The sequence below is a fragment of the Pseudomonas sp. TWR3-1-1 genome, assembly GCF_049896545.1.
GTDB lineage: Bacteria > Pseudomonadota > Gammaproteobacteria > Pseudomonadales > Pseudomonadaceae > Aquipseudomonas > Aquipseudomonas weihenstephanensis.
In genome coordinates this window covers 794,021-806,665 of the sequence record NZ_JAFCUO010000001.1, presented here as the reverse complement: position 1 = coordinate 806,665, position 12,645 = coordinate 794,021, and the positions used below count along the sequence as shown (strand labels likewise).

The window sequence follows — 12,645 nt, the reverse complement described above, 5'->3', positions numbered from 1 at the left end:
GTATTCCTTACGGCCACGGATGATGGAGCAACGCGAGTGCCCGATTAATACACGTTGGGTTCCATCTCCAACTGCACGGCAAAGCGCTGCGCAATATCGGCCTGGATACGCTGCGCCAGTGCCAACAATTGCAGACCGGTCGCCGCGCCGTAGTTGACCAGCACCAGCGACTGCAAACGGTGTACGCCCGCATCCGCGTCACGAAAACCTTTCCAGCCAGCCGCCTCGATCAGCCAACCCGCCGCCAGTTTCACCTGACCGTCCGCTTGCGGATAGCCGATCAGGTTGGGGTGCGCCAGCTTGAGTTCAGCCGCCAACACCGATGAAACCACCGGATTCTTGAAGAAGCTGCCCGCATTGCCCAAGACCGCAGGGTCGGGGAGTTTTTCACTGCGAATGCTGCTGATGGCTCGACTGACATCACTGGCGCTCGGCAGATCAACGCCTTGTTCGATCAGGCGCTGGCGTACCGGGCCGTACTCCAAGTGCAGACTGGCAGCACGACTCAGGGCAAATCTGACCCGCAGAATCAACCATCGACCCGGATGTTGTTTGAACAGGCTGTCGCGGTAACCAAAATCGCACTCAGCCAGGGTGAAATCACGCAACTCCCCGCTTTGACGGTCGAGCGCGGTCAGCCCGGCAAACACATCTTTGATCTCAACCCCGTAGGCACCAATGTTCTGCATCGGCGCAGCGCCGACGGTGCCCGGGATCAGGCTCAGGTTTTCAAGCCCGGCAAAGCCCTGCGCAAGCGTCCACAACACAAAGTCATGCCACACCTCACCCGCCTCGGCCTCAACCACCACGCGCTCGCCGTCATCTACCAGCACACGAAGGCCACGGCTGGCCATGCGCAATACCAACGCTTGCACATCGCCGGTCAACAGCAGGTTGCTGCCACCACCAATCACCAGTAAAGGCAACTGGTGCTCAGCCGAATAGCGCAACGCTTCACGCACGTCATCGTCGTTATGCGCCTGAGCAAACAATCGGGCACGCACATCGACACCAAAGCTGTTGAACGGCTTGAGTGACGCTTCAACCTGCAACTGCAAACTCATAAACGTCCTTTCAATTCGATCACTAGCAAGTCGCACGCGCGTTCAATCAGATCCAGCACTTCTTCAAAGCCCTGTTCGCCATCGTAATAAGGGTCGGGAACTTCGTGTTTCACACCCTTATAACGTCGCAAGAACAGATCCAGCTCAGCCTTGCCACTGACCGGCTGCAATGCCTGGAGATCACGCAGGTTGCTGTTATCCATCGCAAAGATCAGCTCATAGCGGCTGAAGTCAGCGGCGCTGACGTGCTGCGCGCGCTGCGCCGACAAGTCATAGCCGCGCAGCTTTGCCGCCCGCTGAGTGCGTTTGTCAGGAGGCTGCCCTACGTGCCAGTTGCCAGTCCCTGCCGAAGCGACATCAACCTGCGATGTAAGGCCGGCTAACTGCAATTTATGGCGCAGGACACCCTCAGCCGTCGGCGAGCGGCAAATATTGCCCAGGCACACAAACAGGACGCGCATCAAACCTCCAACAAACGCCGAACGCGCTCAAGGTCTTCAGGGGTGTCTACCCCGCCAGGCGGTGCTTCGAGCACGTCGGCGACATGAATACGCACGCCATGCCACAGCGCGCGCAACTGCTCAAGACGCTCGGTATTTTCAAGCCAGCAAGGGCCCCAACTCACAAAGTCATGCAGGAAACCCGCACGGTAGGCGTAGATGCCGATGTGCCGACGATAAGGCACGGCCTCTGGCAGGCGGTCGCTGGCATGCGCAAAATCATCACGCGCCCACGGCAGGCAGGCTCGACTGAACGTCAGCGCCAGCCCATTGAGGTCGCTGACCACTTTGACCACATTGGGATTGAACAACGCGGCCACGTCTTCGATGGGCTCGGCCAGCGTCGCCATGCTCGCTTCGCTGTGGGCAGCCAGGTTAACCGCCACCTGATCAATTACCCGAGGCGGAATCAAAGGCTCATCGCCCTGGACATTGACCACAATGGCATCGTCAGCCAACCCCAGAAGCGTCGCCACTTCGGCCAGGCGGTCGGTGCCTGATTCGTGATCGACGCGGGTCAACAACACCTCGGCCCCAAACGCCTGACAGGCCTCGACAATCCGCGCATCGTCCGTAGCCACCACGACGCGCTGTGCACTGCTTTTGCACGCTTGTTCCCACACGTGCTGAACCATCGGCTTGCCCGCAATCATTTGCAGGGGCTTGCCGGGCAAGCGTGTGGAAGCAAACCGCGAGGGGATAACGACCGTAAACACCGGGATCATTTATCCAGACGCTCTTCGTCAGTCAGCGTACGGGCTTCTGTTTCGAGCATGACCGGGATGCCATCACGAATCGGGTACGCCAGGCCAGCGCCCTTGCTGATCAGTTCGCTCTTGTCGGCACTGAGCTTGAGCGGGCCTTTGCAAACAGGGCAAGCAAGGATATCGAGCAGTTTGGTGTCCATAAGGGTTTCCCTGAATAAGAGGAGTTAGGGCAAAAGACGATCAGGTAAAAGACGCAGTAGCTGCTGATCAAACCAGCGCACAAAGGCTTGTGAAGGTACAGCGTCTACCGCCAGATACCACCAGTCAGACGCGGCAAAGTCGCGGCATTTCACCGCATCCTTTTCCGTCATGACCAACGGCAACGACGGCGTAAAATTCAGCACCTCGGCGCTATACGGCGCATGGTCGGCAAACGCGTGGGCAATTGGCCGCCAGTGTAACGTTTCGAGGGTAGTGAAGAAACGCTGCGGGTTACCGATACCGGCAACCGCATGCAACGCTTGCTGCGGCGCGAAATAGTCCAGTGACTGACGTTCGCCACTGCGCAGGTTGATCAGCGCGGTGGGCTGCAAAGCAAAGGCAAATCCCGATGCCGGGTCCGTCATTGCACCGTTGTACAGCACCGCATCGACACTGTTCAGCCGCTCGGCCGGCTCGCGCAGGGGGCCTGCGGGCAAACAACGGCCGTTACCCAAACCGCGGGCGTTGTCGATCAATACCAGCTCAAGATCACGCGCCAGGCGGTAATGCTGCAAGCCATCATCCGACAGGATCAAGTCCAGCGACTCACTGGCCAGCAAGGCTTTGACTGCACGGCTACGATCAGGATCGATCATCAAGGGAACACCGCTGCGCTGCACGATCAGCAAAGGTTCATCACCGGCCTGCGCGGCACTTTGTTCAGCCGTCACACGCCAGGGAAAATGCGCAGGCCTGGCCCCATAGCCGCGACTGACCACTCCAACCCGCAGCCCGTGGCGCTGACAGTGTTCAATCAGCCACAGGATCAGCGGCGTCTTGCCAGTGCCGCCCACCGTGATATTGCCCACCACTACAATCGGCACCGGCGCTCGGTAAATATCGCCCTGCCCTGCAACAAAACGCGCGCGCTTACCCGCCACCACGCGACGGTAGAGACACTCAAGCGGCCGCAGCAGCGACAGCAGCGGGTGCCCGGCATACCAGGCGCGTAACAAACGATCGGACATAGCCATCAGGGAGCTGCCTGTGCCTCGACGGTGGTCATGCGTAAATGGCTGAAACCCAATTTACCCGCCGCATCCATCGCGGTGATGACATCTTGATGCCGGGCCTTGCCGTCAGCACTGATCGACAGCGCCAGCGTGGTGTCACCCTCGGACTCTTTCTGCAAGGCCTCCATCAGAGTGGCCAGGTCATTTTTCGGCAGTATCTGGTTGTTCACCGAAAACACACCGTCTGCGCTGATGGCGACATCTAACTGCTTGGCGTTTTGATCGTCACTCGGGGCACCGCTCACCGCTTGCGGCAGATCAACACGCAGTTGAGTTTCGCGGGTGAAAGTGGTGGTCACGACAAAAAACAGCAACAGGATAAACACCACATCAATCAATGACGCGAGGTTGATATCCACTGTTTCTCGTGGCTTGCGGCGAAATTTCACGCTTTGCTCCCGGCCATGTCGACTTCGCGGTCGCCTTGAACGACTTCAACCAGCTTGATGGCTTCTTGCTCCATGCCCACCACCAACTCATCAACGCGTCGTTGCAGAAAACGATGGAAGAACACCGCCGGGATACCCACCATCAAGCCCGCGGCCGTCGTGATCAACGCCTTGGAAATACCGCCCGCGAGGATCGCTGCATTGGTGCTCATGCCTGCCCCCATGAACGAGCTGAAAATGTCGATCATGCCCAGCACCGTGCCCAGCAAACCGAGCAATGGGGCCATCGCGGCAATCGTACCCAGTGCATTGAGGTAGCGTTCAAGCTCATGAATGACGCGGGCCGCGGCCTCTTCGATGCACTCTTTCATGATCTCGCGACCATGTTTTGAGTTGGCAAGCCCTGCGGCAAGGATTTCACCGAGCGGAGAATCGGCGCGCAATTGCTTGAGTTTTTCTTTGTCCAGTTGCTTGTCCTTGATCCAGACCCAAACCTGCCCCAGCAGGTGGGGCGGGGTTACGCGGCTGGCGCGTAAAGTCCAAAGACGCTCGACAATTATGCCCAGCGCGGCAACAGAGCTCAGAATGATCGGCAGCATCATCCAGCCGCCGGATTTGACCAGTTCCCACACAGTAACAATCCCCTCGAAAAAGTGCGCCACTCTACCATAGGATTGGGCGCCCGCTCAGACGCAGGCAAAACCCCGGTTACCCGCCCTGACGCCAAAACCTGCTGGGTTGACGCAGGCTGCGGGCCATCCCCCTCGTCCCCAACCTGAACCGCACCGCCCCTTGTTCTGCGCTGTCCAGCACGTTCATGCCCAAGGCGTTGTAACGTGCCAGTACCTGCGGGTGCGGATGACCAAAGCTGTTGCCGTGACCTCGCGATATGAGCACATGTTCAGGTTTTAACGCATTCAGAAACACCTTGGATGACGATGAACGACTGCCATGATGCGGCGATTGCAGCCAGTGCACCGGCATCGCCAGAGGGGATTTCAAAAAGGCGCGTTCGGCCAACGCGTCAATATCACCCGTCAGCAACAGACGCTCATCGCTGGCCTGTACAAGCAGCACACAGGATTTTTGATTACCCGTCTGCGCATCCGCCCATTGCCAGAGTGAAAAACTCACACCGTCCCACTCCCACCATTCGCCACTGACACACGGCTGCGCCTGTAACTGTAGTGCCAGCCCGGGCACGTCACCACTGATCACTTTTTTGATGGCCATGGCGCGCTGCACGGCCAACGCGCCACCGGCATGATCCGAATCGGCGTGACTGATGAGCATCACGTCCAATTCACTGACACCCAACGCGCGCAGCACCGGCACCACCACGCGCTCACCCTGATCCACCTCCCTGACCTTGGCCCCTGCGTCATAGAGCAAGGTGTGATGGCGTGTACGCAGCACCATCGCCAACCCCTGCCCGACGTCCAGTTGCCAGACCTCGACCTGACCATGGGGAATCCGCTCTTGGGGTGCGAATACCGCCAGCAGCACCAGCGGCCAGCCCAACGGTCTGGGCAAAAGCCCTGCGGGGAGCAATAAAATCAGCACCCCGACAGCACTCAAGCACCACACACCGGTTGTGACTTGTGCGGGCATCCACGGCAAAAAAGTACCGGCCAACAACGCTAACCCGCGAATCAGGGCATCCAATAAGCCGCCCGACAGCCACAAAAGTGCTTCCCCGAGCCAAGGCACAGGTAACAGCAACGTGCCCAATAACGCCGAGGGCAGCACCAGCAAGCTGATCCACGGCACCGCCACCAGGTTCGCCACTGGCCCGGTCACGCTGACCGGCAAACCCAGTGCCCAGATCACGGGAAACAGCCCCAGCGCGATCAAACCTTGGGGCCGGGTCCAGGCCGCCCACCACCGCCACGCACCCAAGCGCCCGCTGAACGTGAATATCAGCACGGCCACTGCCATGAATGACAACCAAAACCCCGGCATCAGGCTCGCCAGAGGCTGTGCTATCAACACCGCATTGAGGGCCAGCAAAAACGGCAACCACATGCCCACATGACGAAACCGCAAACGCCATAGCAGAACCAGCCCGAGCATGACGCAGGCCCGCTGCACCGGCACTTCAAACCCTGCTAGCAAGCCATAACCGAGCGCACCCGCAAAGGCCAGACCGCATGCCCACGGCAGCCACGGCCAGGTACGCGGCCATAGGCCATAACGTGCCAGCAGCGCGACAAGCCCATAGAGCAACCCGCCAAACAGCCCGATGTGCTGACCCGAAATCACCAATAAATGCACGGTCCCCGTGGCTTGCAGCAGCGCCCAGTCATCACGGCTTAACCCGGACCCGTCCCCCATCACCAGGGCTGCCAGCCACGGTGCTCGGCCGTGGGCATCAACCTGCAACAAGCGTTGGCGCAAACCGTCTCGCCAGGCATAGGCCGCGAGCGCCAAACGCTGGCCCTCCTTGACCGAACCGGTTCCCCCGATACGCTGCGCCAGCAACCAGGCCTCGTAATCAAAGCCCTGCGGATTGAGCAACCCGTGGGGCTTTTTGAGCTTGACCGCCAGACGCCAACGCTCACCACTGTTGAGCGGCGGGCCGCCATGCCAGCTTAAACGCAGGGTGCGTGGCAGCTCGGCATGACGTGAGGTCGCGTCCCGTAATTCAAACCGCTGCGCTGTACCTGTGCGTTGCGGCAGGCCAATCACCCGCCCCTCAACCCATAGGGTGCGACCATCGAGCGATGGCGACAAACGGTCGTTCAGCGCCGATTGCCCCTGTACGCACGCCCATACCAGCCCGAACAAAAACAATCCAAATGGATAGGTACGAAAAAATAACAGCGCCAGTCCCACTGCCGAAAGAAGAAACAGACACCCCGCCGGCGGCAACACCGGTAAATAACGCAAAGCCATCAAGCCCGACGCCAGCCCTAACATCCCTGTATACATAGCCAGCCCACCGAGATCCTTTACCTCGGATTAGTCGATGCGGGTAATACGCGCTTAAATAATTGTCACAAAGTCTGAATAGGCAGAAGAGTGAATTTGGGCATACTGCCCCATTCATTCCCGGGAGAGGCCCATGCCACGGCGTTTGTTTAAACGTTACATGCCAGACCCAGCCAGCATCAGGGAACACAAATCCTTACGCTTTATGGGCACCCTGCTACATGACCCCAATCTGTGGCACCTGAATCGGCACTCGGTGTCCCGCGCCATGGCAGTGGGCATTTTTGCGGCGTTTATCCCCATGCCTTTCCAGATGCTACTGGCCGCCTTCCTGGCCATTACCGTGCGCAGCAACATGCCCATTTCGGTTGGCCTGGTATGGCTGACCAATCCGATTACCATGCCGCCGGTTTTTTATTGCACCTACAAACTGGGGGCGTGGTTGATGAATGTGCCTGCACGCACCCTGCCCGAGAACCTGACGTGGGAGTGGATCAGCGGGCAACTGTCTACGGTGTGGCAGCCTTTTCTACTGGGTTCGGTGGTGTGTGGCGTGGTGTTGGGTGCGCTGGCTTATTGCCTGACCCAGCTGTATTGGCGCTGGTGGGTGAACCGCCAATGGAAACGCCGACAAAAAAAACGCCCCTGAAGGGGCGTCGTTTCGCGCAAAAAACACCTACCGTCGTGTTTGCTACTGACGCATGCCGCGACCGCTGACCAGCAACCGTGCGCACAGCAGGTAAAGCACCACGGTCGCAATGACCATGAAAGTCAGTGCCACGCTGATTTTAATGTCCGAGACACCCAGGATGCCGTAGCGGAAGGCGTTGACCATGTGCAGCACCGGGTTGGCCATCGAGACCGTCTGCCAGAACGGCGGCAACAAGCTGATGGAGTAGAACACCCCGCCCAGGTAGGTCAAGGGCGTCAGCACGAAGGTCGGGATGATCGAAATATCATCGAAGTTACGGGCAAATACCGCGTTGACGAACCCCAGCAGCGAAAAGATAGTCGCCGTCAGCACCACCACGGCCACCGTCAGTCCCAAGTGGTGCACTTGCAGGTCGGTAAAGAACAGCGACAGCAAGGTCACAATCACACCCACCATCAGCCCGCGCAAAATCCCGCCCACGGTAAAACCGATGAGGATGATGTGCGGCGACACCGGCGACACCATCAGTTCTTCAATCGAGCGCTGGAACTTGGCGCCAAAGAAGCTCGATACCACGTTGCCGTAGGCGTTGGTGATCACCGACATCATGATCAGGCCCGGCACGATGTACTCCATGTAGGTGAAACCACCCATATCACCGATTTGTCGGCCAATCAGGTTACCGAAGATCACGAAGTACAAAACCATGGTGATCGCTGGCGGCAGCAGGGTTTGCGGCCAGATGCGCATGAAACGTCGCACTTCACGGTAAACAATGGTGTTTAACGCAATCAGATTGGGGCGCAGCTCCGAGCTCATATCGCCACCTTTGCCAGATTTTTTTCGACCAGCGACACGAACAACTCCTCAAGGCGATTGGTTTTATTGCGCAGGCTCACCACTTCAATGTGCTGTGCCGCCAATTGCGTGAACAAACCCGTGATGCCGACCGCCTTGTCCACCTGGACTTCCAGCGTGGCGCTGTCGAGCAACGCACTTGGGTAGCCGATCAACTGCGGTGCAGCCTGCAACGGGGTTTTCAAATCCAGCAGGAAGGTTTCGACATGTAACTGGCCAAGCAACTGGCGCATGCTGGTGTTTTCAACGATGGTGCCGTGATCAATGATCCCGATGTTGCGGCACAACTGCTCAGCCTCTTCCAGGTAGTGAGTGGTGAGGATGATGGTGGTGCCCTGCTCATTCAGCTCGGTGAGAAAGCTCCACATCGAGCGACGCAGTTCAATGTCCACGCCTGCTGTCGGCTCATCGAGAATCAACAGCCGCGGCTCATGCACCAGGGCGCGGGCAATCATCAGACGGCGCTTCATGCCGCCGGACAACGAACGCGAAGGTGTGTCGCGCTTGTCCCACAACCCCAGCTGGGTGAGGTACTTTTCGGCACGTTCCTTGGCGATTTTCGCCGGAATGCCGTAATACCCCGCCTGAGTCACGACGATGTCGAAGGTTTTTTCAAACTGGTTAAAGTTGAACTCCTGCGGCACCACGCCAATACAGCGCTTGAGTGCAGCAGGTTCACGGTCAAGATCATGACCAAACACATTCACCGTGCCGCCCGTCTTGTTGACCAGCGTCGAGAGAATGCCAATGGTGGTGGATTTGCCTGCCCCGTTCGGGCCGAGCAACGCGAAAAAGTCACCTTCGGATACATCCAGATCGATACCACTCAGGGCCTGGAAACCGTTGCCGTAGGTTTTGGTTAGCTGCCGTATGGACAGAGCGGAACTCATATCTGATTACGCACCAAGATGGGGGAATGGGAGGTGTAGATAAGGGCGAGCCGTCTGTCATACAAGTCCGACACGCAAGGTGCATGGTGCTTGGCCTCGACGCACAAGTACAGTCGCCCGTATTAATAGTGGGTATTAAGTCAACGCAGTCATGACCGCGTTGCGATAGGCCGGGCGCAGCTTCAGACGCTCGTACCACGCCTCCAGGTGCTGCATGCCCGGGCGTTCGATGGGCATTTCAAACCAGGCGTAAATAAACGATCCCAGCGGTATATCCCCCATGCCGATTTCATCACCGGACAGGTAAGGCTTTTGTGACAACGCCTGGTCGACCAGCGATAACAATTCGGCGCAGTGTTTACTCGCGGCGTTAATCAGCACCCAATCCTGCTGTTCGGCCGGGGTTCGTAAGATGCCCCAAAACAGATCACGAAACGGCCCGGCGAATGAGGATGTCGTCCAGTCCATCCACTTGTCGGCCTGCGCCCGCACGCAAACATCACGTTGATACCAAGAGGTGTCTGACCCATATCTGGCCGCCAAATAACGCACGATGGTGTTGGATTCCCACAACACGAAGCCATCGTCCTCGATCATTGGCACCCGGCCATTCGGGTTCAACGCCCGATATTCAGGGCTATCGACCACACCAAAAGCACCTCCGGCCTCTTCCCGGTTGTAAGGCAGCGCCAACTCCTCGGCACACCACAGCACTTTTCTGACATTTGACGAATTCTTGCGACCCCACACTTTGAGCATGACTCAACTCCTGATTGATAGACGCCGGGGGAGTCTAACCTTGCCAGACGAACTCCGCCTCCCACGCGAGGTCACTATCCATAACGCCTTGATCACGACTTGCGACTAAGCTCACAAAGGTGCCCGCCCCTGGCTTCACGGAGGATTGAATATGCTGTTGTTGTGGATTGTGGTTTTAATCGTTGGCGTCGCCTGGCTGGCGCATCGTCGCGTTGCCCCGCTGCCCGCTATGGGCCTGGTCGCGGTCTATCTACTCGCCATGGGCCTGTTCAGTCATGCTCCGGGCTGGCTGTTGGGTATTTTCTGGATCCTGCTGGCGGTCCCCGCCGCCCTGTTGCTGCTGCCTGATATGCGGCGCAAAGTATTCACCGCGCCGCTTTTTAACTGGTTTCAAAAAACACTGCCGCCCATGTCGCAAACCGAACGCGACGCCATCGACGCGGGCACCGTGTGGTGGGACGGCGAATTGTTCAGTGGCCGCCCCGACTGGAACCAGTTGCTGGCCTACCCCAAGGCCCAACTCACAGAAGAAGAACAAGCCTTCATCGACGGCCCGACCGAAGCACTGTGTGCAATGGTCAGTGATTGGGACATCGGCCAGCGCATGGACTTACCCCCCCAGGCGTGGGCACACATCAAAGAGCACGGTTTTTTTGCGCTGATCATCCCCAAAGAATTCGGCGGCAAAGGTTTCTCGGCCTATGCACACTCGCAAGTGGCGATGAAACTTGCCACCCGCAGCGGCGATCTGGCCTCCACGGTGATGGTGCCCAACTCACTCGGCCCGGCTGAACTGTTGTTGCATTACGGCACCGACGCGCAACGCAACCATTACCTGCCACGTCTGGCCCGGGGGGATGACATCCCTTGTTTTGCGCTCACCGGCCCACTCGCGGGTTCTGACGCGGGCGCCATGCCCGACACCGGGATCATTTGCAAAGGTCAGTGGCAAGGCGAAGAAGTGATCGGCCTGCGTCTGAATTGGGAAAAACGCTACATCACGCTCGGCCCGGTCGCCACGCTGCTGGGGCTGGCGTTCAAGGCCCACGACCCGGACCACCTGCTGGGCGAGGAACAAGACCTGGGCATCAGCCTGGCGTTGATCCCCACCGACACACCGGGCGTCGACATAGGCCGCCGTCACTTGCCACTGGGGGCAGCCTTCATGAATGGCCCGAACAGCGGCAAAGACGTGTTCATCCCGTTGGACTACCTGATCGGCGGCCAGGAGATGCTTGGCAAGGGCTGGATGATGCTGATGAACTGCCTGTCGGTCGGGCGTTCGATTTCGCTCCCGGCGGTCGGCACTGGCGCCGCCAAGTTCACCAGTCTGGTGACCGGGCAATATGCGCAAGTGCGTGAGCAATTCAACGTGCCCCTGGCCGCCTTCGAAGGCATTCAAGAAGCCCTGGCCCGGATTGGCGGTAATGCCTGGCTGATGGACAGCGCCCGTATGCTGACCGCCAACGCAGTGGACCTGGGCGAAAAGCCCTCGGTCCTGTCGGCCATTCTCAAGTACCACCTCACCGAGCGCGGCCGCGAATGCATCAGCCATGCGATGGACGTTCACGGTGGCAAGGGCATCATCATGGGGCCCAATAACTATTTGGGCCGCAGCTGGCAAGGAGCGCCGATCTTCATCACTGTCGAAGGCGCAAACATTCTGTCGCGCAACCTGATGATCTTCGGCCAGGGTGCAATCCGCTGCCATCCGTTTGTACTGAAGGAAATGGCACTGGCCGGGCGCGAAGATCACGCGCAAGCGTTGCACGAATTTGATGGACTGCTGCTCAACCACATCGGATTTGCGGTGAGCAATGCCGCTAGCACCTTCGTGTTGAACCTGGGCTTTGGCCGCTTTGAAAAAGCCCCCGGCAATGCATTGAGCCAAGGTTACTTCCGCGCGCTTAATCGCCAGGCCGCAGCCTTTGCGATGCTGGCCGATTTGAGCATGATGCTGCTGGGCGGTGAGTTAAAACGCCGTGAGCGCTTGTCCGCACGTCTGGGCGATGTGCTCAGCAACCTGTATCTGGCTTCGGCCGCACTCAAGCGCTACCACGACATGGACTCGCCCGAGTACCTCAACCCGCTGTTCAACTGGGCCATGCAAGAAAGCCTGGGCCATGCCGAGCGCGCGCTGGATGAGCTGCTGCAAAACTTCCCGAGTCGCACAATGGGCTTCTTGTTGCGCGCCATCGTGTTCCCGTTTGGACGTCGCCACACCGGGCCGTCCGATGCGCTGGACGCGGAAGTCGCCGCTGTATTGGGCCGCGCCAAGGGCGACCCGACCCTTGAAGCGGTGTTGGCAGGTTGCTATCGCCCACAATCGGCTGACGATCCTGTCGGCGCCCTGCAACACGCCAGCGAACTGCTCAGCGCCGCCCATCCACTGTTCAAAAAATTGCATGAGGGCCTTAAAAGCGGTCAGGTCAACCCCGCCGCCGGCGAACCGGCGATTGAGGCAGGCGTGAAAGCTGGCGTGCTGCAACCCGATGAGGCACAGACCTTGCGCGAGGCCGAAGCCGCACGTCGCAAGGTGATTGACGTGGATGATTTCTCCAAAGAGGAGCTGACTCACAGCGAAGGAAAGATTCGATAGCACGACAGCGGGCGCGCGGGGC

General features: G+C 58.9%; 13 protein-coding genes. 2 read left to right on the top strand and 11 right to left on the bottom strand.

The window, feature by feature from the left end; translation table 11 throughout:
* Nucleotides 1-44: 44 nt before the first annotated feature.
* From murB to ACP7A4_RS03815, 8 genes are all read right to left on the bottom strand, one after another.
* Entirely contained in the window at nt 45-1,064 is a 1,020-nt protein-coding gene (gene murB, locus ACP7A4_RS03850; protein ID WP_426245600.1) for a UDP-N-acetylmuramate dehydrogenase, read from the bottom strand.
* Complete coding sequence (locus ACP7A4_RS03845; protein WP_426245598.1) at nt 1,061-1,525, bottom strand: low molecular weight protein-tyrosine-phosphatase; 465 nt, start codon at nt 1,523-1,525, stop codon at nt 1,061-1,063. Before ACP7A4_RS03845 ends, murB begins: the two co-directional genes overlap by 4 nt.
* Nucleotides 1,525-2,289, bottom strand: coding sequence for a 3-deoxy-manno-octulosonate cytidylyltransferase (gene kdsB / locus ACP7A4_RS03840; RefSeq protein WP_426245596.1), 765 nt, complete (start codon nt 2,287-2,289; stop codon nt 1,525-1,527). The genes ACP7A4_RS03845 and kdsB overlap by 1 nt, the downstream gene beginning before the upstream one ends.
* The gene (locus ACP7A4_RS03835; RefSeq protein WP_048362930.1) at nt 2,286-2,471 is read right to left on the bottom strand and encodes a Trm112 family protein; all 186 of its coding nucleotides are present in this window, start codon (nt 2,469-2,471) and stop codon (nt 2,286-2,288) included. The genes kdsB and ACP7A4_RS03835 overlap by 4 nt, the downstream gene beginning before the upstream one ends.
* Nucleotides 2,472-2,495: 24 nt before the next feature.
* Nucleotides 2,496-3,506 (bottom strand): tetraacyldisaccharide 4'-kinase, encoded by a 1,011-nt coding sequence (lpxK, locus tag ACP7A4_RS03830; protein ID WP_059762784.1) that lies wholly within the window; start codon nt 3,504-3,506, stop codon nt 2,496-2,498.
* Entirely contained in the window at nt 3,506-3,934 is a 429-nt protein-coding gene (locus ACP7A4_RS03825; RefSeq protein ID WP_059762785.1) for an ExbD/TolR family protein, read from the bottom strand. The genes lpxK and ACP7A4_RS03825 overlap by 1 nt, the downstream gene beginning before the upstream one ends.
* Entirely contained in the window at nt 3,931-4,566 is a 636-nt protein-coding gene (locus ACP7A4_RS03820; protein WP_048363040.1) for a MotA/TolQ/ExbB proton channel family protein, read from the bottom strand. The genes ACP7A4_RS03825 and ACP7A4_RS03820 overlap by 4 nt, the downstream gene beginning before the upstream one ends.
* A 76-nt stretch (nt 4,567-4,642) precedes the next feature.
* Nucleotides 4,643-6,865, bottom strand: a complete 2,223-nt coding sequence (locus ACP7A4_RS03815) for a DNA internalization-related competence protein ComEC/Rec2 (RefSeq protein WP_426245593.1) — start codon at nt 6,863-6,865, stop codon at nt 4,643-4,645.
* Nucleotides 6,866-6,998: 133 nt separating this feature from the next.
* On the opposite strand from ACP7A4_RS03815, the gene ACP7A4_RS03810 reads away from it, so the two are divergent.
* On the top strand, nt 6,999-7,514 hold the full coding sequence (locus ACP7A4_RS03810; RefSeq protein ID WP_048400890.1) for a DUF2062 domain-containing protein: 516 nt from the start codon (nt 6,999-7,001) through the stop codon (nt 7,512-7,514).
* 42 nt (nt 7,515-7,556) lie between these two features.
* Here the strand turns inward: ACP7A4_RS03810 and ACP7A4_RS03805 are convergent, their stop codons facing one another.
* The 3 genes from ACP7A4_RS03805 to ACP7A4_RS03795 all read right to left on the bottom strand — a co-directional run bounded on the left by ACP7A4_RS03805 (nt 7,557) and on the right by ACP7A4_RS03795 (nt 10,024).
* A complete protein-coding gene (locus ACP7A4_RS03805; protein WP_048362925.1) occupies nt 7,557-8,336 on the bottom strand; it encodes an ABC transporter permease in 780 nt (259 codons plus the stop codon).
* Nucleotides 8,333-9,265 carry an ABC transporter ATP-binding protein gene (locus tag ACP7A4_RS03800; protein WP_048362924.1) on the bottom strand — a complete coding sequence of 311 codons (933 nt, stop codon included), beginning with the start codon at nt 9,263-9,265 and terminating at the stop codon, nt 8,333-8,335. Before ACP7A4_RS03800 ends, ACP7A4_RS03805 begins: the two co-directional genes overlap by 4 nt.
* Nucleotides 9,266-9,400: 135 nt before the next feature.
* Nucleotides 9,401-10,024, bottom strand: coding sequence for a glutathione S-transferase (locus tag ACP7A4_RS03795; RefSeq protein WP_059762787.1), 624 nt, complete (start codon nt 10,022-10,024; stop codon nt 9,401-9,403).
* A gap of 151 nt (nt 10,025-10,175) precedes the next feature.
* Here ACP7A4_RS03795 and ACP7A4_RS03790 point away from each other — a divergent pair, with 151 nt between their 5' ends.
* Nucleotides 10,176-12,623: an acyl-CoA dehydrogenase gene (locus ACP7A4_RS03790; RefSeq protein WP_426245590.1), complete on the top strand. Its 2,448-nt coding sequence runs from the start codon at nt 10,176-10,178 to the stop codon at nt 12,621-12,623.
* Nucleotides 12,624-12,645: the final 22 nt, after the last annotated feature.